Source organism: Pseudomonas sp. Marseille-Q8238 (assembly GCF_965111915.1).
The window spans coordinates 4,256,993-4,280,209 of record NZ_CBCOPI010000001.1; the positions used below are offsets into that span (position 1 = coordinate 4,256,993).

The window sequence follows — 23,217 nt, forward strand, 5'->3', positions numbered from 1 at the left end:
TGCGTCACCAGCAATGACTGCCTCCCCGCTGCTGCTGCTCAGGCAACACCCCCTCCCCACGGCGCCTGAAAGCCCACAAGCACGCGCCTTGCAGGGCATGGCACAGGCGTTGCACCTGAGTCGCCATGGACCGCGCAGGACGCGGTCGATCCCCGATATCAGCACCCTGGAGTCGCTCATGAGCACCGAATTCTTCTGGCGCCTGCCGCTGGGCAGTGATGGTCCGCAAATCGCCTCGGACAAGAACAACCGTGGCGCCGCCCACTACCGCCCGGGCAACATCGCCCCCGGCCGCCTGCCCAATGGCGAGCCGGATGGCTTCACCTATATCGACTACGTCGCCCAGGTGGCCAAGGCCGCCGAACTGGCCGGCTTCGAAGGTGCGCTGCTGCCCACCGGCCCCGAGCCCTGGATCGCCGCCGCCGCGCTGGCCCGCGAAACCCGCCGGATCAAGTTCCTGATCGCCTTCCAGGCCACCTGGACCCTGCCGGCCTATGCTGCCCAGCAGGCGGCAATCCTGCAGAACCTCAGCCGTGGCCGCCTGGAGTGGAACATCATCACCGGTGGCAACCCGGCCAGCCAGCGTGCCAATGGCGACTTCCTCGAACACGACAAGCGCTACCAGCGTACCGGCGAGTTTCTCGACATCATCCAGGGCCTGTGGAGCAACGAGCAGTTCAGCTACCAGGGCGATATCTATCAGATGGAGAACGGCTCCCTGCCCCTCGGCCTGCGCAATGAACGCAAGCCCGGCGTGTACTTCTCGGGCTTCTCCGACCCGGCGCTGGATGTCGCGGCCAGGCACGCCGATGTCTACCTCAACTGGGCCGAGCCGGTCGACAAGCTCAAGCCGCACCTCGAACGCGTGCGCGAGCTGGCCGCCAAGCAGGGCCGCGAGGTGCGTTTCGGCATCCGCATCGACCTGTTCGCCCGCGAAACCGAAGAGGCCGCCTGGAGCGAATTGCGCCGCCAGTACGAGCGCATCGACGCCAAGACCAGCGCCTTCATCAAGCACTTCGCCAGCGGCTCCGATTCGGTCGGGGCGGCCCGCCAGACGGCCTACCACCAGAACAGCGAACGCTTCGACGACCTGATCATCGGGCCGAACCTGTGGGCCGGTTTCGGCAAGGCCAAGCCCGGCCCCACCATTGGCCTGGTCGGCAGCCACGAGAACGTCGCCGAGCGCCTGGCCGAGTACCGCGACGCCGGCTTCTCCACCTTCATCCTGGCCGGCAATCCGCACCTGGAAGAAGCCTTGCGCATCGGCCAGGAAGTCCTGCCGCTGGTGCACGCCAGGCAGCCCCTGAGTGACGTGGCCGGTGACCCGCTGAAGGCTGTCGTCTGACCCGAGGACAGCGCCGCCCCTTGCACGGCCCCGTTTGCGCTTCGGCGCGCGGGGCCGTGTCGCAGTCCTCGCCCCTGATTCCTCAAGAGCCCTCCATGAAAAACTACCCCCTGTTGCGCAGCCTGGCGATCTACCGCGAGATGCCCTGGCGCTTCCTGCTCACGGCGCTGCTGTTCATTGCCGTGAGCGCCGGCCTGGCCGTCCAGCAATGGTTGATCGGCCACGCCCTGAATGACGTTCACAGCGGCACCGCCGTGGTCCGCCAGGCCGACGGCAGCCTGGACAGCCATGTGGCCTGGTCCTGGCTCTGGCTGATCCTCGGCGTGGCCGCCGTGCGGGGCGTGCTGCAATACGCCTCCGGCGTGCTGTCCCTGGTGCTCAGCCAGGAGCTGCTGACCCGCCTGCGTGAGCGCATCCTGCAACAGGTCCAGGGCCTGCACCTGGGCTACCACTGGCAACACGGCATGGGCGAGATGATCACCCGCACCACCCGCGATGCCGACAAATTGCGCGATGCGCTGATCAACTTCTGGCGCCAGGTGGTGGAAACGCCGCTGGTGGTGCTGGCCACGGTCAGCCTGCTGATCTGGTACAACCCGCTGCTGGGCCTGGTGCCACTGCTGCTGACCGGTCTCGGCTTCTGGATCTTCGTGGCGCAGACCGGGCGCCTGGTGGTTCTCGACCGCGAAGTCGGCGCCGCCTACGACCGGGTCAATCAGGACCTCAGCGAAGGCATCGGCGGTGTCCGGGTGATCAAGTCCTTCGCCCTTGAAGCCAGCCGCATCGACCGCTTCGCCCAGCAGGTCGGCTTCTTCGCCGAGCAGGCGCGTCTGGCCCTGGCCTATGCCAGCACACGGATTCCCCTGCCGCAGGTGGTGGTGGCGCTGGGGCATGTCTGGGTGCTGGGCTATGGCGCCCTGCTGGTCCGTGACGGGCGCCTCGGCGTGGGTGAACTGGTGACCTCGCTGCTGATCGTCACCACCCTGGTCTTCCGCGTCGAAGGGGTGGGTCGGGTCATGCAGGTCTTCGCCGATGCCCGCTCCTCCGCCGGGCGTATCTGGCAACTGCTCGACGCCCAGCCGGCCATCGTTGGCGGCACCGCGCCACTGCCGCCGGCACCGCTCGGCCTGCGCCTGAGCGATGTGGGCGTCAGCGCGCCGGGCGGTGGTCGCAGCATTCTCGAACATTGTTCGCTGACCCTGGAGCCCGGCGAAGTGGTCGCCCTGGTCGGCGGCACCGGCGCGGGCAAGAGCCTGCTGGCCAGCCTGCTGCCGCGCCTGGCCGATCCGCAGCAGGGCCGCGTCGAAGTCGGCTCCGCCGCGCACGGCTGGCATGACCTGCGCGAACTCGACCTCGGCGAACTGCGCCGCCGCGTGCATGTCGTGCCACAGGAAAGCTTCCTGTTCTCCGACACCCTGGCCGCCAACCTGCGCATGGCCGCGCCCCAGGCCACCGAAGAAGACCTGCTCTGGGCCCTGCGCACGGCGTCTGCCGACGATGTGCTGGAACGCCTGCCACGCGGCCTCGACACCGCCCTGGGCGATCGCGGCGTGACCCTCTCCGGCGGCCAGCGCCAGCGCATCAACCTGGCCCGTGCCCTGCTCGCGCGCCCGGACATCCTCTGCCTGGATGACGCCACCAGCGCCCTGGACGCCCTCAGCGAACGCCGCGTGCTCGACAACATCCGCGACCTGCACCGCACCCACGGCCACGCCACGGCGCTGCTGGTGATCTCCAGCAAGCTCTCTACCATCCTGCTCGCCGACCGCGTGCTACTGCTGCAGGACGGCCGCATCGCCGACAGCGGCCGCCACGCACAACTGGTCGAGCGCAACGCCACCTACCGCGACCTGCTGGGGATCGACCATGGCTAATCCGTTACCCGGCAAGGCACTCAGTGACATCGAAATCGAGGAGATGCTTGCCAAGAAAGCCCTCGACCGCAGCATGTTCAGCCGCCTGCTGCCCCTGCTCGGCCCCGTGCGCAAGCGCATCCTCGCGGTCATCGGCCTGGAGCTGGTGCTGGTATTCGCCGTGTTCCTGCGCCCCTGGTTCGTCCGCGAACTGCTCGACCACGGCCTGATCGAACAGGACGGCTCCTGGCTGCTCGACGAGCGCCTGGTGCTCTGGCTGGGGATCGGCCTCGCCGCCACCTGGGCCGCGCGCTTCATGCTCGCCGGGGTCTCCCAGTACATCGCCGGCAGCGCCGCGATCCGCGTGCTCAACGACCTGCGTATCCGCGTCTTCACCCACGTCCAGGCGCTGAGCATCGGCTACTTCGACCGGACCAAGGCCGGGCGCATCATTTCCCGCGCCGACCGTGACGTCGACAGCCTGGAGGCGTTGCTGATCCAGGGCCCGCCCGAACTGCTCGGCGCCCTGCTGCGCTGCGTGGTCGCCTCGGTGATGCTGTGGCTGATCGCCCCGGTGTTCTTCCTCAGCCTGGCCGGCGTGGTGCCGTTGCTGTTCTTCGCCACCTGGAGCTTCAAGCGCATCTCCCAGCGCAACTGGGCGAAGGTCGCGGAGAACCGCAGCCGCTTCACCGCGCACCTGGTGGAAACCGTGGCCGGGGCGCGGATGATCCAGCAGTGCGTGCAGGAAACGCCCAACCGCACGCGCTACCGGCGCCTGCTGCTGGACTTCAATTGGTCGCTGATCAACGGCAACCTGCGCTCCGGCTGGTTCGCGCCGTTCACCGGGATTCTCTCTGCCGTGGGCATGGCCGTGCTGTTGCTGGTCGGCGCACGCGGCATGGCCGATGGCACGGTGACGGTCGGCCAGGTGGCGGAGAGCCTGTTCTACGTCATGCTGTTCCTCGGCCCGTTGCAGGAGTTGTCCGACCTGCTTGAGCGCTACGCCACCGGCTCGGCCTCGGCGCAACGCATCTTCCTGCTGCTCGACACCCGCCCGGAAATCGTCGACAGCGCGACGCCGCGCTCACTGGCCAAGGCCCGTGGCGACGTGCACTTCAAGGACGTGCAGTTCGCCTATGTCGCCGATGCGCAGCGCCCGGTGATCGACCGCCTCGACTTGCACATTCCGGCCGGCGAAGTGCTCGCCATCGTCGGCCCCTCGGGGCACGGCAAGAGCACCCTGGTGCAGTTGCTCACGCGCTTCTACGAGGTGCAGCACGGCGCGGTGCTGATCGATGGCATCGACGTGCGCGACCTGGCCCAGCACGAGCTGCGCCGCAACGTCGGCGTGGTGCTGCAGGACAACGTGCTGTTCTCCGGGACCATCCTCGACAACCTGCGCCTGGCGTCGCCTCAGGCCGACGATGCCACGCTGATCGCCGCCGCTCGCGAGCTGGGTGCCGACGAAGTGCTGGAACGCCTGCCCCATGGCTACCACACCGAGGTCGGCCCGCTCGGCGCGCACCTCAGCCATGGCCAGCGGCAACTGGTCTGCCTGGTTCGCGCCTACCTGGCCGACCCGGCGGTGCTGGTGCTCGACGAAGCCACCTCGGCGGTCGACATCCACACCGAGCGGCGTATCCAGCGCGCCTTGCGGCGCCTGTGCGAAGGGCGCACGGCGATCATCATCGCCCACCGCCTGGCGACCATTCGCGACGCCGACCGCATCGCCGTGATCCGCAACGGGCGCCTGGCCGAAGTGGGCAACCACGCCAGCCTGATCCAGAGTGCCGGGGCCTACGCGGCGCTCTACCAGGCCTATCAGCAGAGCGCCGGCGACGAATATCAGCTCCAGGACACGCCACTCCCCGCCTGACCCCGGCATTGCCGGGCCTGCAGCAGCAGGTCCGGCAATGCTGCTGATCGACTGCTGCTACAGCAGCAGTCGCCTGCCAGCCCGCCACGGCGGCAATCCACAAAACCCAGCACCAGCAAGGCCCGCGTCATTTTCCGCAGGCGTGGCATGGCCGTTGCAATTACCCCAGCAGACGGATGCGGCACTGGCCGCAGTCCGAACGATGAGCGCATCGCGGATGCCGCCCAGCGTTTTTATCCTTACCTTTGGAGACACGCCATGAGTCAACCCCTCGATACGCTCTGGTACACCCGTTGCCCTGTACCCACCGGACTCGGCATCGCCGTGCAGAAAGGTTGGCTGGAAGAAAGCCTGGGCGCCCAGGGTACTGCCATCAAATCCCTGCGCGAATCGGACAACCAGGCCGTGCGTGAATCGCACTTCGACCACACCCTGCAGAATTCCGTCCGCCATGGTGGCAACATTCCCGCCATCTGGGCCCGTTCCAGCGGTCGCGAGACCCGCGTCATCGGCTTGTCCTGGGCTGACGAGGTGCAACTGATCCTCACCACCCAGGACAGTGGCATCAAGACCGTCAAGGACCTCAAGGGTCGCAAGTTCGGCCTGCCCGACTGGGCCAACGCGCAGATCGACTTCACCCGCGCCCAGGCCATTCGCGGCCTGGAAAACGCCCTGAAGCTGGAAGGCCTGGAAGTCAGCGACGTCGAGCTGGTCAACTACCGCCACGGCGGCACCTTCAGCGATGAAGCGGCCAGCACCAGCAATGGCATCAGCACCTTCAGCGGCCGCCGTCGCGGTGGCCAGAACCTGGAACTGGTCGGCCTGCTGCGCGGCGAAGTGGACGCGATCTTCCTCAAGGGCGCGAGCGCGGCGCAACTGGCCCAGCAGTTCGGCCTGCACACGGTGATCGACACCGGCTCGCACCCCGAGCCGCTGATCCGCGCCAACAACGGCACGCCACGCACCCTGAGCGTCGACCTCAACCTGCTCGACCAGCACTACGACAGCGCCGTGGCCATCCTCGCCTCGGTCCTGCGTGCCGAAGAGTGGGCCTGGGCGCACCCGGACGACACCCGCCGCTACCTGGCTCGTGAAACCAACAGCAGCGAGTTCTGGGTCACCCAGGCCTACGGTGACGATGCCCATCAGCGCCTGCGCACCAACCTCGACGAGCGTTCGCAACAAGGCCTGCAGGACTTCACCAACTTCCTGCACCGCTGGAACTTCATTCCCAAGGGCTTCTCCGTGAGCGACTGGATTGACGAGCGCCCGCTGGAAACCCTGCGCAGCCGTACCGCGCTAGCTGGCTAGGCTCTTTGCGAAAAGCCGTCGAGCGAAGGTCAGGCAAGGCAAAAACGGATGAGGAAGCAGAGTTCACGCGTTGTAAATGAGCATTCCGAATCCGTTTTTAACGACACATCACCGAGCGCAGGCGCTTTCGTACAAAGCCCAAGTCGTAATCGCCCCCCACTCCCGGCACGGGAGCGGGGGTTCCCGTGTCATGTGGAACCTTTATGAGCAAACCTCTCGATACCCTCTGGTACACCCATAGCCCGGTACCCACGGGGCTCGGCATCGCTGTCGAATCCGGCCGTCTGGCAGAAGCCTTCCGCCCTTTCGGCACACGCATTCAAGCGTTGCGCGAATCCTCCGAACGCGAGGTCCGCGAAGCGCACTACGACCACCACCTGCGCAATTCCGTGCGCCATGGCGGCAATATCCCGGCCATCTGGGCCCGCGCCAGTGGCCGCGCCACCCGCCTGATCGGCCTGTCCTGGAGCGATGAAGTCCAACTGATCGTCACCAACGCCGACAGTGACGTGCACACCATCCGCGACCTGAAGAACCGCCGCTTCGGTGTGCCCAAGTGGGCCAACGTGCAGATCGACTTCACCCGCGCCCAGGCCATTCGCGGCCTGGAAAACGCTCTGCGCCTGGAAGGCATGCAGGTCAGCGACGTGGAGCTGGTGGACTACCCCTACGGCGGCACCTACAGCGATGACCCAGTGCGCCACCTGCACGGTGCCCAGGTCACCCTGCGCGGCAACCGCGTGCGGCGGCGCAACAACGAGCTGATCGGCCTGCTGCGTGGCGACATCGATGCGATCTTCCTCAAGGGTGCCCACGGCCTGCAATTGGCCGACGAATTCGGCCTGCGCGTGGTGGTGGACGTCGGCTCGCATCCCGACCCGCTGACCCGTTCCAACATCGGCACCCCGCGCACGTTGACCGTCGACCAGCACCTGCTCGACGAGCACTTCGAATCGGCGGTGCTGATTCTCGAAACCGTGCTGCGTGCCGAGCAGTGGGCCTGGGCTCACCCGGAAGAAACCCGGCGTTTCCTCGCCCGCGAGCTGAACACCAGCGAGTACTGGGTCGCCAGCGCCTATGGCGACGATGCCCACCTGCGCCTGCAGACCAACCTGGCCGAGCGCTCGGTGGCGGCCCTGCAGGACCTGACCGATTTCCTCGAACGCTGGGCGTTCATCCCCGCCGGTTTCGACGTGCGCACCTGGATCGAACCAAGCCCGCTGGAACACCTGCTGGAGAAGATCAATGTGGCTATCTGAACACGTCCTCACCCATGCCCGCCCGGCGGACAGGGAGGCCTGAATGATCGGCACGACGCTGTACCGTCTCAGCTGGTTCGCCTCGCCCCTCGCCGTGCTGCTGGTCTGGGCGCTGGTGGCCAATGCTGGTCTGTTTCCCGCGCAGTTGCTGGTGCCACCGCAGCATGTGTGGGAAGCCTTCATCGACCTGCTCGGCAGTGGTGAACTGCGTGAACACCTGCAGAACAGCCTGAGCCGCCTGGCGATCGGCTTCACCATCGGCGCCGGCGCCGGCCTGCTGTTCGGCACCGCCATGGCCCTGTCGAAATCCGTCGAGGCCTACTGCTCGCCGCTGTTCCATACCCTGCGGCAGATTCCCTCCATCGCGCTGATCCCGATGTTCATCCTGCTGTTCGGCGTCGAGGAAACCTTCAAGATCCTGATCGTCACCAAGGCCGCGTTCTTCCCCGTGGCGCTGGCCACCAGCGAAGGGGTCAAGGGCATTCCGCGCAGCCACTTCGAGGTCGCCGAAGTCTATCGCCTGCCGCTGTTCAGTCTGCTCAAGGACGTGGCCTTTCCGGCGGCCGCTCCGCCCATCGTCACCGGCCTGCGCATCAGCCTCAGCCGCGCCTGGATGGTGCTGGTCGCCGCCGAACTGCTGGCCGCCGACACCGGCCTGGGGCAGATGATCGAAATGAGCCGGCAGATGATGCGCATCGACATCGTGATGGTCGGCGTGGTGGTGACGGGGTTGATTGGCTTCATCCTCGACTACGGCTTTCGCCTGCTGGAAAAACACCTGTTCCGCTGGAAACCCACGCCATGACTATCCTGCTGCGTCGCATCCTTCTGCCTTTGCGCGGACTGCTCCTGCCACTGCTGCTGATCGCCGCCTGGGAAATCGCCTCGCGCCAGAGCGCGAGCCATGCCTATGCCTTCGTGCCCCTGAGCAAGATCGGCGCCGGCCTGCTCGAACTGATCAACAGCGGCGAACTCTGGCTGAGCACCGCCGCCAGCCTGAAGCGCACCTGCCTGGGCCTGGCCTACGGCCTGCTCGCCGGCTTCGCCATCGGCGTGCTGATGGCCTTGTCGCGGGTCGCCGAACGCCTGCTCGGGCCGCTGTACCACACCCTGCGCCAGGTGCCGATTCTCGGCCTGATTCCCCTGCTGGCACTGTGGTTCGGCAGCGGTGAGTTTTCCAAGGTGCTGATCGTCAGCCTGGCGGCGTTCTACCCGATGGTGCTCAACACCTTCGAGGGCTTCAACCATGTCGACCCGCGCTACCGCGAAGTCGGTCGCATCTATGCCCTGACACCCGTGCAGCAGTTCACCCAGGTACTGCTGCCCAGCGCCCTGCCCAGCCTGAGCAACGGCGTCCTGCACGCCCTGGCCTTCGCCTGGGTCAGCTCGGTCGGTTGCGAGCTGTTCCTTTCCACCGGCATGGGCCTGGGCAACCTGATGATGAACGCCGAGACCGGATCGCGCATGGAAGTGGTGGTGATCGGCGTCCTCTGCATCGGCCTGCTCGGCTACACCATGAACCAACTGTTTTCACGCCTGAGCCGCTACCTGCTGCGCTGGCGCAATCTTCGATAGGTGAACCCGATGACCGCCCTTCTCGCCCCGCAACTCATCGACAACGGATTGAGCCAGCCCAGCGCGCTGGAAATCCGCAGCCTGAGCAAGGCCTACAGCATCGACGGCAAGCCGCTGCCCGTGCTGGACGACATCAACCTGCGCGTACTGCCCGGCGAGTTCGTCAGCATCGTCGGCGCCAGCGGCTGCGGCAAATCTTCCCTGCTGCGTCTGATCGTCGGCCTGGAAAACCAGTACGACGGGCAGATCCTGCTCGACGGCGAGCCCGTCGCCGGCACCAGCCTGGAGCGCGGCATCGTGTTCCAGGACCACCGTCTGTTCCCCTGGAAGACCGTGGCGCAGAACGTCGAGCTGGCCCTGAAGAACCTGCGCCTGAGCAAGGCCGAAAAAGCCCGGCGCGTGGCCGAGCACCTGGCGCTGGTCAACCTCACCGGTTTCGAACACGCCTACCCGCATCAACTGTCCGGTGGCATGGCGCAACGCGCGGCAATTGCCCGGGCCTTGATCACCAACCCCAAGGTGCTGCTGCTCGACGAGCCGTTCGGCGCCCTCGACGCGCTGACCCGCGTGCACCTGCAACGCGAATTGCAGCGCATCTGGGTGCAGCAGCGCAGCACCATGATCATGGTCACCCACGATGTCGAGGAAGCCTTGTACCTGGGTGACCGGGTGATCGTCATGGACGCGCGGCCGGGGCGCATTCGCCACGAAGTCAAAGTCGACCTGCCGCACCCGCGTGAACGCAACTCGCCCGTCCTGCAGGCATTGCGCAAGGAACTGCTGGCCGAGCTGACCGGCGCCTGAGCCGGCTCGGCTCGAGCGGCTCAACCAGCAACCGTCAGCGCCTCGCCCAGCGGCAGCACCGTGACCTTGACCTCAGGGTCATGGCTGCCGCCACCGAGGATCACCCCGCGCAGCGGCGAGACATCCGAGAAGTCGCGTCCCCAGCCCAGGGTGATGTGCTCCAGCGCCGGCAGCAGGTTGTTCGTCGGGTCGAAATCCACCCAGCCCAGCCCGGGGCAGAACACCGCCACCCAGGCATGCGAAGCGTCCGCGCCGATCAGCCTGGGCTGCCCCGGAGGAGGCTGGGTCAGCAGGTAACCGCTGACATAGCGCGCCGCCAGCCCGCGCGACCGCAGGCACGCCAGCATCAGGTGGGCGAAGTCCTGGCACACACCACGACGCGCCTCCAGCACCTGCAACAGCGGGGTCGCCACCTGGGTCGCCTCGGCGTCGAAGGTGAACTCGTCGAAGATCTTCTGCATCAGCGCACGCACCGCCAGTAACAACGGACGACCAGGCGCGAAGCAGTCGGCAGCGAACGCGACGAAGGCATGCTTGAGCCGCACGTAAGGCGACTCGAAGCGATAGCGCATGGCCTCGATCACCTTCTGATCCAGCGGCTGGCCGCTATAGCTCAACGCCGCGCTCGCCGCCTCCCAGGCCGGCGAGTCGCCCAGGTCGAGGGGCGCCCGCGCCAGGACCTCGACCCGCAACCGCGCGCTGACCCGCAGCTCATCGTGCGGACGCTCGAAGACCAGGCGCGTCAGCGGATTGCCGAATACATCGAGGCTGTCGGTGCGGCAGGTTGGCTGCGGGCTGACATTCAGGTGGCGCTCGCTGCAACGCTGCCAGGCGCATTCGCGTGGCCACAGGTGCGCCAGTTGCTGGGCCAGCGAGACCGGCGCCGAATAGCGGTAATGGGTGTCATGCAAGATCTGGTAAGTCGCCCGGCTCATGACGATTGCGTCCGCTGGCTGGCATCCACGTGCACGAAGAAACGCAGCGCCAGTTGATCGGAAACCTGCCCCGCACCGGTGGCGATCTGCTGCAACAGATCGGCCAGGCCGCCGAGCACCGCACGGATGCCGGATGGGCCGAACAACGGGTTCTCCAGGCTGCCCAGCTTGAAAGCGCACAGGGTGCGTTCCAACTGCGCCAGGTGACTGGTGGCGACGAAGTCGAAGCGCTCGTCCAGACGCCGCAGCGAACGCAGCAGCATGCGCAACTGGAACAGCACGGCATGTGGGTTCTGCTCGTCGAGCAGCAGCAGATCGAGCACCGGGATCAGTTGTGCCGAAGCCAGGTAGCGGGTGCGGTAGGTGATGCTGCTGTTGCCCAGCTCCAGCAGCCACTCCAGCGCGGACTGGTCGTGCACCGCCTGGCTGCGCAGGAACTCGCCGATGCTCTCGGCAAGAAACTGCAGACGCTCGATGCAACGCCCCAGCATGAGAAAGCGCCAGCCGTCGTCACGGGTCATGTCGTCGAGGGCGAAGCCGGACAGCGCCGCCAGCGACATCAGCAGGCGATTGAGAAAGTCCAGCAGCTCGCCGAGGTCGGCCTGCTGCGCTTCCAGGGCCTGGGCCTCGCGCTGCAGCTCGATCAGCGCTTGCCAGTTTTCCCGCGAGAGCTTGCCGCGCACGCTGCCCGCCGCCCATTGCAGGCGCTGCAGGTTGGCGCGCAGGCTGGCTGGCCAGTCGGCACCCAGCACGGCTTGTAGCAGCCGCTCTTCCAGTTCGCCTTCGCTGGCGTCGGGCAGCAAGCCAAGGCGCTCGCCGAGACCGAGGGCGGTCTGCAGGGCCTGCGGGTCATCGTCATCATCGACATAGCGCGCCAACATGATCCGCAGCAGCCGTGCGCCATCCTCGCAGCGCGAGCTGTAGCGGCCGAACCAGAACAGGTTTTCCACCACCCGCGACGGCAGGTAGGGGTCGCTGCGCACCAGGTCGGCCACGCCCAGCGGGCGCAGCCATTGCCAGGGCTCGCCGCCGGCATGCCGCTCGCCGAGCACCCAGGTGTCCTTGCTCGCACCGCCGCGCTGCATCGACACCACCTCGGCATCGGCCTCAGCCGCCACGCGGGTCAGGCCACCCGGCAGTACCCGATAGCCTTCAGCGCTGGCCACGGCAAACACCCGCATGCCGATGGCACGAGGTTGCACGCGGCCCGCTTCGGCACGGCCAGTCTCGGCGCGGCCAGCCCCGGCCTGCCAGATCGGCGCTTGCGACAGCTGCGCCAGCGCCTGCGCCACATAGGCGTAGGGCCGTGCGCGCAGACGTTCGGCCAGCTCCGCACGCTGTGTTTCGTCGAGATCACGGCCGAACACCGGGGCGAAACTCTGCGACGGAAAGCTCGGCCGCACCAGCAGCTCGTCGAGCTTGCTCAGGGCCTCTTCCAGCACCGGTGGCTCGCCGCACCACCAACTGGCGATGCTCGGCAGCAGCAGTTCTTCGCCCAGCATCTTATCCGCGATGGCCGGCAGGAAACCTGGCAGCCCGGGCGATTCGAGCACGCCGCTGCCCAGCGCGTTGGCCACCAGTACACGGCCCTGGCGCACCGCCTCGAGCAGGCCGGGCACGCCGAGGGCGGAGTCGGTGCGCAGCTCCAGCGGGTCGCAGAAGTCATCATCCAGACGCCGCAAGATCGCGTGCACACGGCGCAGGCCGGCCAGGGTCTTGAGGTAGACGGTGGCGTCGCGCACGGTCAGGTCGCTGCCTTCGACCAGCGGGTAGCCAAGCTGGCGCGCCAGGTACAGGTGCTCGAAATAGCTTTCGTTGAAACGCCCCGGCGTCAGCAGCACCACCAGCGGCGCCTCGTCGCCTTGCAGTGGGGCCTGACGCGCCAGGGTGTCCTGCAAGGTACGGAAGAAGCCGGCCAGGTACTGCACGTGCAAATCGCGGTACAGCTCGGGAAAGGCGCGCGAGACGATCTGCCGGTTCTCCAGCGCATAACCGGCGCCCGAGGGGGCCTGGGTGCGGTCGGCGGTGACCCACCAGCGGCCATCCGGCGCGCGCGCCAGGTCGACGGCGTACAGGTGCAGAAAGGTGCCGCCCGGCGGCTGGATGCCCTGGCAGGGCCAGAGGAAATTGTCGTGACCGAACACCAGTTCGGCCGGCAGCAGGCCATCGGCGATCAGTTGCTGCGGGCCATACAGGTCGGCCAGTACGCTGTTCAGCAGGCCGGCGCGCTGGGCCACGCCAGCGGCGATTCGCTGCCACTCTTCGGCGGGGATGATGTTGGGCAGCAGGTCCAGCTCCCACGGGCGGTCGGCGCCCTCGGGGTCGGCATAGACGTTGTAGGTCACGCCATTTTCCTGGATCTGCCGGGTCAGCAGGTCCTGACGCTGCTGCAACTGCGCCGGGCTGCTGCGCTGCAATTGCTCGAACAGGCGCCGCCAGTGCGGACGAATGCCCCCGCGGGCGTCGAGCAGTTCGTGATAGGCCGCATCGGTCTGCGGGTAATCGGCAAGCAGGTCAGGCATGGCAGGGCTCGGTATCAGGCGCTGGTAGCAGCTCTTTCTTGTAGGGTGGGCCGGGCGGCGCTCCGCTTTAGCCCACAATGGATTGCACTGGGCGTGTATTGGTGGGCTGAAGCTCACCCTACGGGCTCACAGCGCGATGCGCCGGGCCGCAGCCAGCGGCCCCTACAAGGTGGCAAATCAGCTTCTACGCAGATCCAGGGTCATCGGCAGTTCATTATTATGGCTGGGCGGGGTGACAGTGAGTGTGCCCGGGCTGTGGCCCAGACGGAAGAAGCGCGCCAGGCGCCGGCTCTCCGCCTCATAGGCATTCACCGGCAGCGTCTCGTAGTTACGCCCGCCCGGGTGAGCGACATGGTACTGGCATCCGCCCAGCGAGCGACTCATCCAGGTATCGACAATGTCGAACACCAGCGGCGCGTGCACGCCGATGGTCGGCTGCAGGCAGTTCGGCGGTTGCCAGGCGCGGTAGCGTACGCCGCCGACGAATTCACCCACCTTGCCGGTGGGTTGCAACGGCACCGGCACGCCGTTGCAAGTCAGCACGTAACGGTCCGGCGCCAGGCCGTCGAGGCGTACCTGCAGGCGCTCCAGCGACGAGTCGACGTAACGCACGGTGCCGCCCGGCGCGCCCTCCTCGCCCAGCACGTGCCAGGGCTCGAGGGCCTGGCGCAGTTCCAGCTCGATGCCCTTGACCTGGTAGTCGCCGACCTTGGGAAAGCGAAACTCGAAATGCGGCGCGAACCACTCGGCGCGCACGGGGTAGCCGAACGCATTCAGCTCATGCAGCACATCGTTGAAATCCTGCTCGATGAAGTGCGGCAGGAGGAAGCGGTCGTGCAGCTCGGTGCCCCAGCGCGCCAGCCTGGCCGGACGGTAGGGCTCGTCCCAGAAACGCGCGACCAGACCGCGCAGCAACACCTGCTGGGCCAGGCTCATGCGCGCATGGGGCGGCATCTCGAAGGCGCGCAATTCGAGCAGGCCGAGCCGGCCACTGGCGCTGTCCGGCGAGTACAGCTTGTCGATGCAGAACTCGGCGCGGTGGGTGTTGCCGGTAACGTCCACCAGCAGGTTGCGCAGCAGGCGGTCGACCAGCCAGGGCGGGCACTCGCGGCCCGGCTCGGGCATCTGTGCGAAGGCCACTTCCAGCTCGTACAAGGCATCGTTGCGCGCCTCGTCGACGCGCGGCGCCTGCGAGGTCGGGCCAATGAACAGGCCACTGAACAGGTAGGACAGCGACGGGTGGTTATGCCAGTAGCTGATCAGGCTGCGCAGCAGGTCCGGACGGCGCAGGAACGGCGAATCCGCCGGCGTGGCGCCACCGAGGACGAAGTGGTTGCCGCCACCGGTACCGGTGTGGCGCCCGTCGATCATGAATTTCTCGCTGGACAGGCGTGTCTGCCGGGCCGCCTCGTAGAGGAATTCGGTGCGCTCGACCAGCTCGTCCCAGCTCGCCGCCGGGTGGATATTGACCTCGATCACGCCTGGGTCAGGGGTCACGCGCAAGTACTGCAGGCGCGGGTCGCTCGGCGGCTCGTAGCCCTCCATCACCACCGGGCAGCGCAGCTCGCTGGCGGTGGCCTCGATGGCCGCGACCAGCTCCAGGTAATCCTCCAGACGCGTCAGCGGTGGCATGAACAGGTACAGCCGACCGTCACGCGGCTCGGCGCACAGCGCGGTGCGTACTACGCCGGCGGCCGACTCGAACGGCTCGGGCGCCGTTTGCTCGGCCACCTCCTGGCGCGCATGGGGAAACAGCGGCGTACGCAGCTGACGCTGGATCTGCTGGCGCGCGGGTAAGGGGGCGAACGCCTGGTTCGGGTCCTGCGGTTGCACGTAGGGGTAGTCGAACTCGCTGACCCAGGGCTGCGAATCCAGCGGCAGGCGATAGCCCAGCGGCGAGTCGCCGGGAATCAGCCGGCAGTATTCGTCACGCAAAAACCACGGCCCGCTCAGCCATTGCTCACCGTTCTCGCTGCGCGACAGCGGCAGAATGTGCCCGACCACATCGCCGACGCCACGGCTGAACACCTTGCGCAGGCGCTCGCGCTCCAGCGGATCGGCCAGGCGTGGATCGTCCGGGGTGACGTTGGCTGGCAGGCGACGCTCGCGCCACAGGTAGTAGAGCCAGTCCTCGTAGGCGGGGAACACGTGCTCGGCGCACAGGCCGAGGTGCCCGGCCAGGGTGTTGAGGAAGCGCCCGGCCAGGCGCGCGTCGGCGCCGTAGTAGCGTGACTCGTCGGCATACAGCGCGGCGTCCTGCCAGATCGGTTCGCCGTCCTTGCGCCAGAAGCAGTTCAGCGACCAGCGCGGCAACTGCTCGCCGGGATACCACTTGCCCTGGCCAAAATGCATCAGCGCGTGCGGCGCGTAGTGCTCGCGCAAGCGATGGAACAGCTCGCCGGCCAGGCGCCGCTTGTTCGGCCCCAGGGCGTCAGTGTTCCATTCGCCGTCGTCGGGGTAGTCGATGGCGACGAAGGTCGGCTCACCGCCCATGGTCAGGCGCACGTCCTGGCGCTCGAGGTCATCGTCGATGCGCTGGCCGAGTTCAACGATCGCCTGCCACTGCTCTTCGCTGTAGGGCTTGGTTACCCGTGGCGCTTCCCAGATGCGCTCGATGCGCATCTCGTGGCCGAACTCCACTTCGCATTCGTCGACGCCGCCGCTGATTGGCGCCGCCGAGGACGGCTCCGGGCTGCAGGCCAGGGGGATGTGGCCTTCGCCGGCGAACAGCCCGGAGGTCGGGTCGAGGCCGATCCAGCCGGCGCCGGGCAGGTACACCTCGCACCAGGCGTGCAGGTCGGTGAAGTCGACCTCGGTGCCGCTGGGGCCGTCGAGGGATTTCACATCGGCGGTGAGCTGGATCAGGTAGCCGGAGACGAAGCGCGCGGCCAGGCCCAGGTGGCGGAACAGCTGCACCAGCAGCCAGGCCGAGTCGCGGCACGAGCCGCAGGCCTTCTCCAGGGTTTCCTCGGGCGTCTGCACGCCCGGTTCCAGGCGGATCAGGTAGCCGATATCGGTCGACAGGCGCTGGTTCAGGGCGACCAGGAAATCCACGCTGGCCAGCGGCTCGCGCGGGATAGCCGCGAGGTAGTCGGCGAACAGCGCGCCGGCCGGCAGCTTGACCAGGTACGGCGCCAGCTCGCGCTGCTCGCCGGCGGTGTAGGCGAAGGGAATCTTCTCCGCATAGGGCTCGAGGAAAAAATCGAACGGGTTGAACACCGCCATCTCGGCGACCAGGTCGACAGCGACCTTCAGCTCGCGGGTCTTTTCCGGGAACACCAGGCGCGCCAGGTAGTTGCCCTGCGGGTCCTGCTGCCAGTTGATGAAGTGCTCGCCCGGCTCGACGCTCAGGGCATAGGAGAGGATGCGCGTACGACTGTGCGGCGCCGGGCGCAGACGGACGATCTGCGGGCCGAGGTTGACCAGGCGGTCATAGCGGTAATGGGTAACGTGATGCAGTGCGACATGAATCGACACGGCGGGCCTCCTGCAAGCCAGGGCGATACAAGGGCAGCGCAAGAGTTATGCCAGCGCCTTACTCACGGTTTCCCGCGCCCTGCCAGCCACCCACGCACCATAACAGGGCTGCCCGCAGAGCCCGCACCATCATCCGCACGAAAATGGCGCCACCTGCCGAACGGCAATGCACGCAATCGTTGATGCCGATCAAGAAGGCTTCTGCGCCAGCCGGGAAGATGCCGCGACATCACCAACAACAAGGAGCGTGCAGCATGACCTTCATGCCGTGGACGGAGGAATTGCAGGTCGGCATCGCCGAGATCGATGAACAGCACCGCTGGCTGGTCGACCAGACCAATGCGCTGCACGACGCCCTGCAGGCCTCGGCCCGCCCCGAGCTGGTCGGCGAACTGCTGGAGGGCCTGATGGACTACACGATGAATCACTTCATCGTCGAAGAGAACCTGTTCATCCGCTCGGACTACCCGCACAGCGAGGCGCACCTGGCGCAGCACAACCTGTTCAGCGGCCAGGTGATGTCACTGCTCAGCCGCCACGACCTCGGCGAGGCCGTGGGCCTTGAAGCTCTGGAACTGCTCAAGGCGTGGCTGATTCACCATATCCTCAAGGTCGACAAGGCCTATGTCGAACACATCCGCAATCACGGTGCCGGCTAGGGTGAAGAGACGAATCAGATGGCTCGGCTCTGGGTCGTAGTGGGAGCGGGCGAGGACGCCCGCTCCCACGAGACCTTGTGCTGAGCCGGTAGGTGATGTGTGACGCGACGGGCCCTGCCCGGGGTGCCAGGCCCGACCTCAGCGCGGGGCGACGGGGCGTTTGCCGGGCTTTTTCTTGCCGCCCTTCTCGCCCGCACGTGCCTTGGCCGCAGCCTGGTTGCGCGCCTGTGCGGCGGCCTTGGCTTCTTCGCGCTTGTCCCACGGATTGCTGCCGTTGCTCCCGCGTGGTGGCAACCCGGTGTGCTGGGTGAGGATCTTGCCGCCCGCACCCTGACCGCCGCCATTGCCGGCGACCTTCTTGCTCCCAGCCGGTGTCGAGTTCTTGCGCCGGGCGCTCTGGTACTCGTCAGCCTTCGGCTGGTAGGTCGGGATCAGTTGGTGCTTGCCATTGCCGATCAGGTCGCTGCGGCCCATACGCTCCAGCGCCTCGCGCAGCATCGGCCAGCCCTTGGGATCGTGATAGCGCAGGAAGGCCTTGTGCAGGCGACGCTGCGCCTCGCTCTTGACGATATCCACGCTGTCACTCTTGTAGGTGACCTTGCGCAGCGGGTTCTTGCCCGAGTGGTACATGGCCGTGGCGGTGGCCATCGGCGAGGGATAGAACGCCTGCACCTGGTCGGCTCGGAAGTCGTTGCGCTTGAGCCACAGGGCGAGGTTCATCATGTCCTCGTCGGTGGTGCCCGGGTGCGCGGCGATGAAATACGGGATCAGGTACTGCTCCTTGCCCGCTTCCTTCGAGTACTTCTCGAACATGCGCTTGAAGGTGTCGTAGCTGCCGATGCCCGGCTTCATCATCTTGTCCAGCGGGCCACGCTCGGTGTGCTCGGGCGCAATCTTCAGGTAGCCACCCACGTGGTGGGTGACCAGCTCCTTGACGTACTCCGGCGACTCCACGGCGAGGTCGTAGCGCAGGCCCGAGGCGATCAGGATCTTCTTCACGCCCGGCAGCGCACGGGCCTTGCGATACAGCTCGATCAAGGACGAGTGATCGGTATTCAGGTTCTCGCAGATACCGGGGAACACGCACGACGGCTTGCGGCAGTGCTTCTCGATCTCCGGGTCCTTGCAGGCGATGCGGTACATGTTGGCCGTCGGCCCGCCGAGGTCGGAGACCACACCGGTGAAGCCCGGCACCTTGTCACGCATCTCCTCGATCTCGCGGATGATCGAGTCGTGGGAACGGTTCTGGATGATTCGACCTTCATGCTCGGTGATCGAACAGAAGGTACAGCCGCCGAAGCAGCCGCGCATGATGTTCACCGAGAAGCGGATCATGTCGTAGGCAGGGATCTTCTCCTTGCCATACGCCGGGTGCGGCACGCGCGCGTAGGGCATGCCGAACACGTAGTCCATTTCCTCGGTGGTCATCGGAATGGGCGGCGGGTTGAACCAGACGTCGATGTCGCCATGTTTCTGCACCAGCGCGCGGGCGTTGCCCGGGTTGGTTTCCAGGTGCAGCACGCGGTTGGCGTGGGCGTAGAGCACCGGGTCATTGCGTACCTTCTCGAAGGACGGCAGGCGGATCACGGTCTTGTCGCGGGTCAGCTTCGGGCTCGGCAACAGTTGCACGACCTTGGCTTCGTTGGGGTCCTCGGCAGGCCCCTTCTCCTGCTCGATGGCACAAGCCTGGGTGTCCTGCGTATTGACGTAGGGGTTGATGATCTTGTCGATCTTGCCCGGACGGTCGATGCGCGTGGAGTCGATCTCGAACCAGCCTTGCGGCGTGTCGCGACGGATGAAGGCGGTGCCACGGATGTCGGATATGTCCTCGATCTTCTGACCGAAGGCCAGGCGCTGGGCGATCTCGACCACGGCGCGCTCGGCGTTGCCGTAAAGCAGAATGTCGGCGCAGGCGTCGATCAGGATCGAGTGGCGAACCTTGTCCTGCCAGTAGTCGTAATGCGCAATGCGACGCAGCGAAGCCTCGATGCCGCCGAGTACGATCGGAACGTGCTTGTAGGCTTCCTTGCAGCGCTGGCTGTACACCAGGCTGGCGCGGTCCGGGCGCTTGCCCGCCACGCCACCCGGCGTATAGGCGTCATCGGAACGGATCTTCTTGTCCGCGGTGTAGCGGTTGATCATCGAGTCCATGTTGCCGGCGGCGACACCGAAGAACAGGTTGGGCTCACCAAGCTTCATGAAGTCGTCTTTCGACTGCCAGTTGGGCTGGGCGATGATGCCGACGCGAAAGCCCTGGGCTTCGAGCAGGCGGCCGATGATCGCCATGCCGAACGACGGGTGATCGACGTAGGCGTCCCCCGTGACGATGATGATGTCGCAGGAATCCCAGCCCAGTTGATCCATCTCCTCCCGGCTCATCGGCAGGAAGGGCGCAGGACCGAAACACTCGGCCCAGTACTTGGGATAGTCGAACAACGGCTTGGCGGCGTGCATGGCGGGGACCGATGAATAGCTGGGTGAAAAGCGGCCGCGAAATATAGCACAAAAAACGTACAACTCCCGAGCATCCCACTCAGTTAATTTGCTCGCGCGGCTGACGCAGCGCCCAAGCATTTGTGATCAAATATGGCACTCGGCCATTGGCCACCTGGTAGGACACAAGGAGCGTGAACGGTGCGGCCCCTACTTTCGCTGGTCCTTTTGTGCTGCCTGCTGATCGGCACGGCGCACGCCACCCCCATTCGAATCGACGCACACAGCAGTGGGTTGCAGCTCAACGGGCAGATCGAACTGCTCGAAGATGTGAGCGGCCAGCTCACCATCGACCAGATCGTGGAGCCCGCTCACCAGACGCGATTCCAGCCGGCAGACGGCAAGGCCAGCGTCGGCCAGAGCCGCAACCCCTGGTGGATCAAGGTTACCCTCCAGGCCGCGCCCGACACCCCGGCCCAGTGGTGGCTGGAAGTCGGCGCCGTCACCCTGCTCGACCTGCAACTGTTCACCGAGGAGCCCGGCAAGGGCTGGCGTGAACGCCAATCCGGCGAGGTGATCGACTTCGCCAGCGGCCGTGACTACGAGTACCGCCGCCCACTGTTCAAACTGCCCGAACTGGGCCAGCAGCCACTGACCCTGTACCTGCGCACCTACGACCCAGCAGGCAACTCCTTCCCGCTCAAGCTGTGGCAGCGCGACGACCTCACCACCCAGGCCAGCCATGAAAACCTCGCCCTGGGGCTGATCTACGGCATCATCCTGGCGCTGCTGCTGTACAACCTGTTCATCTTTTTCAGCCTGCGCGACTCGGCTTATTTCTGGTACGTCATCGCCACCACGGGCGCCCTGCTGATGATCCTGTCGATGACCGGCCACGGCTTCCAGTACCTCTGGCCCGGCAACGCCGTACCCTTCTGGCTCGATCGCATCAGCCTGCCGGCACTCTGGGGCTTCGGCGCCTGCCGCTTCACCCAGACCCTGCTGCAGACCAAGCGCCATGTGAGCTGGACCCACCACCTGCTGAACCTGTCGTGCGCGCTCTACATCATCGCGGTCGCGCTCGATGCCCTCGGCTGGCGCGGTTTCGGCGCCTGGGTGTTCGTGGCGCTGTCGGTCACCGCCATCCCGGCCTCGATCTGGGCCTCGGTCGTACGCTGGCGCCAGGGCTACGTTCCGGCGCTGCTGTACCTGTGCGGCTTCGGGGTGATCCTCGGCAGCGTCAACCTGCTGTTGCTGCGCGCTACCGGCGTCGTCCAGCCAGCGGCCTGGAATGCCTACATATTCCCCGTGGCGGTAGCCGCCGAATCGATTCTCTTCTCCTTCGCCCTGGCCTATCGCATCCAGACGCTCAAGCAGGAACGAGGCGTGGCACAGCAACAGGCCGATCGCGAGAAAACCGCCCGCCTGGCGCAAATCCAGGCCAGCGCCGATGAGCTGGCCCTGGCCGTGGAACTCCGCACGCAGGAACTGGCCCTGGCCAACCAGCAACTCAGCCAGCGTGAACAGGAACTGCAGCACGCCGCGTTCCATGACCCGCTGACCGAGCTGCCCAATCGCCGTTATCTGATCAACCGAATGGAGGCAGCCCTGGCCGACGCCAAGCGCCGTGAGGAGCCTCTGGCCCTGCTGCTGCTCGACCTCGATCACTTCAAGCCGATCAACGACCAGTATGGTCACGACGCCGGCGACCTGATGCTGCACAGCATCGGTCAGCGCCTGCATGACAATGTGCGCGCCAACGACATGGTCGCGCGCCTGGGCGGTGACGAATTCGCCGTACTGGTCACGGGAGCAGATGCAGAACAGCATGCCCGGGACGTCGCCATGCGCCTGCTGGAAACCCTCGCCAAGCCGGTGTTCTACCGAGCCAGCCAGTTGACGGTGACCATCAGCATCGGCGTGGCCCTGTACCCGCGGCATGGCCAGCAGTTCGCCAACCTCTACAAAGCCGCTGACGAAGCGCTGTATCAGGCCAAGCAGCAGGGTCGCTCAGGCTTCCTGGTGCACGAGGCGGAAGCGGCCTGCTAGATGTCGACCTAGCTACGGTAGCGTCGCGGCACCCGTGCCGTGACCTTGGTCAGCAGCTCATAGCCGATGCTGCCAGCAGCGCGCGCCACCTCGTCGACCGGCAAGCACGCGCCCCATAGTTCCACCGTATCGCCCAGCGCGGCATCCGCAACATCGCTCAGGTCGACCGTCAGCATGTCCATGGACACCCGCCCGACCAGCGGCACACGCTGCCCGCGCACGATCACCGGGGTGCCGCTCGGCGCATGCCGCGGATAGCCATCGGCATAGCCGCAACTGACCGTGCCAATACGCGAAGGACGCTCGGCGACCCAGGTCGCGCCGTAGCCCACTGATTCACCCGCCGCGATATCGCGAAGCCCGATCAACTGGGCTTCCAGGCTCATCACCGGGCGCAGGCCGAGGGTGGCGGCATCCAGCTCGGCGAACGGCGTGGCACCGTACAGCATGATGCCCGGACGCAGCCAATCCATGTGCGCAGCAGGAATGGTCAGCAGCGCAGCGGAATTGGCCAGGCTGCGCTGATCGAAATCCAGATCGAGCAGGCCGAGGAACTGCTCAACCTGCTCTTCGATCAAGGGATGGCCACGCTCATCGGCACAGGCGAAATGGCTGAGCAGATTAAGCTCTGCCACCTGGTCGGTAGCGCGCAGGCGCGCATGCCAATCACGCACCTGGGCAGCCGCAAAGCCCAGGCGATGCATACCCGAATCCAGCTTGAGCCAGACATTCAATGGCCGCGACAGCGACGTCGCCAACAGCGCTTCGGCTTGCTGCGCGCCCTGCACCACGATGTCCAATGCCAAGTGAGCGGCCATCGGCAATTCCTCGGCGCTGAAGCAGCCTTCGAGCAGCAGTATCCGCGCCTGGGCATGCATGGCCCGTACTTCGGCGGCTTCTTCCAGGCTGGCGACGGCAAACCCATCGGCCTCGTCATGCAGCGCGGTCACCACCTCGCGCACACCATGACCATAGGCATTGGCCTTGACCACCGCGAACGCCTGGCGCCCCGGCGCACAGCGCTTGGCCACGGCATAGTTATGACGAATGGCGGCCAGATCGACAGTGGCGACGAGGGGGCGCATACGGCGGGCTCCAGACAAACGAAACGGGCGCCCA

15 protein-coding genes are annotated in these 23,217 nt (G+C 66.4%); 10 read left to right on the forward strand and 5 right to left on the reverse strand.

Features of this window, described 5'->3' with window-relative positions; all coding sequences use genetic code 11:
• Positions 1 to 178: 178 nt before the first annotated feature.
• The 8 genes from ACWPW0_RS19670 to ACWPW0_RS19705 all read left to right on the forward strand — a co-directional run bounded on the left by ACWPW0_RS19670 (position 179) and on the right by ACWPW0_RS19705 (position 10,023).
• On the forward strand, positions 179 to 1,345 hold the full coding sequence (locus ACWPW0_RS19670) for an LLM class flavin-dependent oxidoreductase (protein WP_447594290.1): 1,167 nt from the start codon (positions 179 to 181) through the stop codon (positions 1,343 to 1,345).
• Between the two features lie 95 nt (positions 1,346 to 1,440).
• Entirely contained in the window at positions 1,441 to 3,219 is a 1,779-nt protein-coding gene (locus ACWPW0_RS19675) for an ABC transporter ATP-binding protein (protein ID WP_447594292.1), read from the forward strand.
• Complete coding sequence (locus ACWPW0_RS19680) at positions 3,212 to 5,074, forward strand: ABC transporter ATP-binding protein (protein ID WP_454256272.1); 1,863 nt, start codon at positions 3,212 to 3,214, stop codon at positions 5,072 to 5,074. The genes ACWPW0_RS19675 and ACWPW0_RS19680 overlap by 8 nt, the downstream gene beginning before the upstream one ends.
• Positions 5,075 to 5,332: 258 nt before the next feature.
• On the forward strand, positions 5,333 to 6,385 hold the full coding sequence (locus ACWPW0_RS19685; protein ID WP_447594296.1) for an ABC transporter substrate-binding protein: 1,053 nt from the start codon (positions 5,333 to 5,335) through the stop codon (positions 6,383 to 6,385).
• A gap of 203 nt (positions 6,386 to 6,588) precedes the next feature.
• Positions 6,589 to 7,644, forward strand: a complete 1,056-nt coding sequence (locus ACWPW0_RS19690; RefSeq protein WP_447594298.1) for an ABC transporter substrate-binding protein — start codon at positions 6,589 to 6,591, stop codon at positions 7,642 to 7,644.
• A gap of 43 nt (positions 7,645 to 7,687) precedes the next feature.
• Complete coding sequence (locus ACWPW0_RS19695) at positions 7,688 to 8,449, forward strand: ABC transporter permease (RefSeq protein WP_454256273.1); 762 nt, start codon at positions 7,688 to 7,690, stop codon at positions 8,447 to 8,449.
• The gene (locus ACWPW0_RS19700) at positions 8,446 to 9,219 is read left to right on the forward strand and encodes an ABC transporter permease (RefSeq protein WP_454256274.1); all 774 of its coding nucleotides are present in this window, start codon (positions 8,446 to 8,448) and stop codon (positions 9,217 to 9,219) included. The genes ACWPW0_RS19695 and ACWPW0_RS19700 overlap by 4 nt, the downstream gene beginning before the upstream one ends.
• Before the next feature lie 9 nt (positions 9,220 to 9,228).
• Positions 9,229 to 10,023 carry an ABC transporter ATP-binding protein gene (locus ACWPW0_RS19705; protein WP_447594303.1) on the forward strand — a complete coding sequence of 265 codons (795 nt, stop codon included), beginning with the start codon at positions 9,229 to 9,231 and terminating at the stop codon, positions 10,021 to 10,023.
• 20 nt (positions 10,024 to 10,043) lie between these two features.
• On the opposite strand, the gene ACWPW0_RS19710 is transcribed toward ACWPW0_RS19705, so the two are convergent.
• The 3 genes from ACWPW0_RS19710 to ACWPW0_RS19720 form a co-directional block, all read right to left on the reverse strand.
• Positions 10,044 to 10,958, reverse strand: a complete 915-nt coding sequence (locus ACWPW0_RS19710; RefSeq protein WP_454256275.1) for a transglutaminase family protein — start codon at positions 10,956 to 10,958, stop codon at positions 10,044 to 10,046.
• Positions 10,955 to 13,480 carry a circularly permuted type 2 ATP-grasp protein gene (locus tag ACWPW0_RS19715; RefSeq protein ID WP_454256276.1) on the reverse strand — a complete coding sequence of 842 codons (2,526 nt, stop codon included), beginning with the start codon at positions 13,478 to 13,480 and terminating at the stop codon, positions 10,955 to 10,957. The genes ACWPW0_RS19710 and ACWPW0_RS19715 overlap by 4 nt, the downstream gene beginning before the upstream one ends.
• Positions 13,481 to 13,657: 177 nt before the next feature.
• The gene (locus ACWPW0_RS19720) at positions 13,658 to 16,957 is read right to left on the reverse strand and encodes a transglutaminase family protein (protein WP_454256277.1); all 3,300 of its coding nucleotides are present in this window, start codon (positions 16,955 to 16,957) and stop codon (positions 13,658 to 13,660) included.
• 254 nt (positions 16,958 to 17,211) lie between these two features.
• Between ACWPW0_RS19720 and ACWPW0_RS19725 the strand changes: the two genes are divergently transcribed.
• Positions 17,212 to 17,616 (forward strand): bacteriohemerythrin, encoded by a 405-nt coding sequence (locus ACWPW0_RS19725; protein WP_447594311.1) that lies wholly within the window; start codon positions 17,212 to 17,214, stop codon positions 17,614 to 17,616.
• A gap of 138 nt (positions 17,617 to 17,754) precedes the next feature.
• Here the strand turns inward: ACWPW0_RS19725 and ACWPW0_RS19730 are convergent, their stop codons facing one another.
• Positions 17,755 to 20,070 (reverse strand): YgiQ family radical SAM protein, encoded by a 2,316-nt coding sequence (locus ACWPW0_RS19730; RefSeq protein WP_454256278.1) that lies wholly within the window; start codon positions 20,068 to 20,070, stop codon positions 17,755 to 17,757.
• Between the two features lie 180 nt (positions 20,071 to 20,250).
• Here ACWPW0_RS19730 and ACWPW0_RS19735 point away from each other — a divergent pair, with 180 nt between their 5' ends.
• Positions 20,251 to 22,098 carry a sensor domain-containing diguanylate cyclase gene (locus tag ACWPW0_RS19735; protein ID WP_454256279.1) on the forward strand — a complete coding sequence of 616 codons (1,848 nt, stop codon included), beginning with the start codon at positions 20,251 to 20,253 and terminating at the stop codon, positions 22,096 to 22,098.
• 8 nt (positions 22,099 to 22,106) lie between these two features.
• On the opposite strand, the gene alr is transcribed toward ACWPW0_RS19735, so the two are convergent.
• Complete coding sequence (gene alr, locus ACWPW0_RS19740; protein ID WP_454256280.1) at positions 22,107 to 23,183, reverse strand: alanine racemase; 1,077 nt, start codon at positions 23,181 to 23,183, stop codon at positions 22,107 to 22,109.
• Between the last annotated feature and the right edge of the window lie 34 nt (positions 23,184 to 23,217).

Coding starts and splice junctions, on each gene's coding strand:
- ACWPW0_RS19670 (WP_447594290.1), top strand. CDS start 179: ATGAGCACCGAATTCTTCTGGCGCCTGCCGCTGGGCAGTGATGGTCCG.
- ACWPW0_RS19675 (WP_447594292.1), top strand. CDS start 1,441: ATGAAAAACTACCCCCTGTTGCGCAGCCTGGCGATCTACCGCGAGATG.
- ACWPW0_RS19680 (WP_454256272.1), top strand. CDS start 3,212: ATGGCTAATCCGTTACCCGGCAAGGCACTCAGTGACATCGAAATCGAG.
- ACWPW0_RS19685 (WP_447594296.1), top strand. CDS start 5,333: ATGAGTCAACCCCTCGATACGCTCTGGTACACCCGTTGCCCTGTACCC.
- ACWPW0_RS19690 (WP_447594298.1), top strand. CDS start 6,589: ATGAGCAAACCTCTCGATACCCTCTGGTACACCCATAGCCCGGTACCC.
- ACWPW0_RS19695 (WP_454256273.1), top strand. CDS start 7,688: ATGATCGGCACGACGCTGTACCGTCTCAGCTGGTTCGCCTCGCCCCTC.
- ACWPW0_RS19700 (WP_454256274.1), top strand. CDS start 8,446: ATGACTATCCTGCTGCGTCGCATCCTTCTGCCTTTGCGCGGACTGCTC.
- ACWPW0_RS19705 (WP_447594303.1), top strand. CDS start 9,229: ATGACCGCCCTTCTCGCCCCGCAACTCATCGACAACGGATTGAGCCAG.
- ACWPW0_RS19710 (WP_454256275.1), bottom strand. CDS start 10,958: ATGAGCCGGGCGACTTACCAGATCTTGCATGACACCCATTACCGCTAT.
- ACWPW0_RS19715 (WP_454256276.1), bottom strand. CDS start 13,480: ATGCCTGACCTGCTTGCCGATTACCCGCAGACCGATGCGGCCTATCAC.
- ACWPW0_RS19725 (WP_447594311.1), top strand. CDS start 17,212: ATGACCTTCATGCCGTGGACGGAGGAATTGCAGGTCGGCATCGCCGAG.
- ACWPW0_RS19730 (WP_454256278.1), bottom strand. CDS start 20,070: ATGCACGCCGCCAAGCCGTTGTTCGACTATCCCAAGTACTGGGCCGAG.
- alr (WP_454256280.1), bottom strand. CDS start 23,183: ATGCGCCCCCTCGTCGCCACTGTCGATCTGGCCGCCATTCGTCATAAC.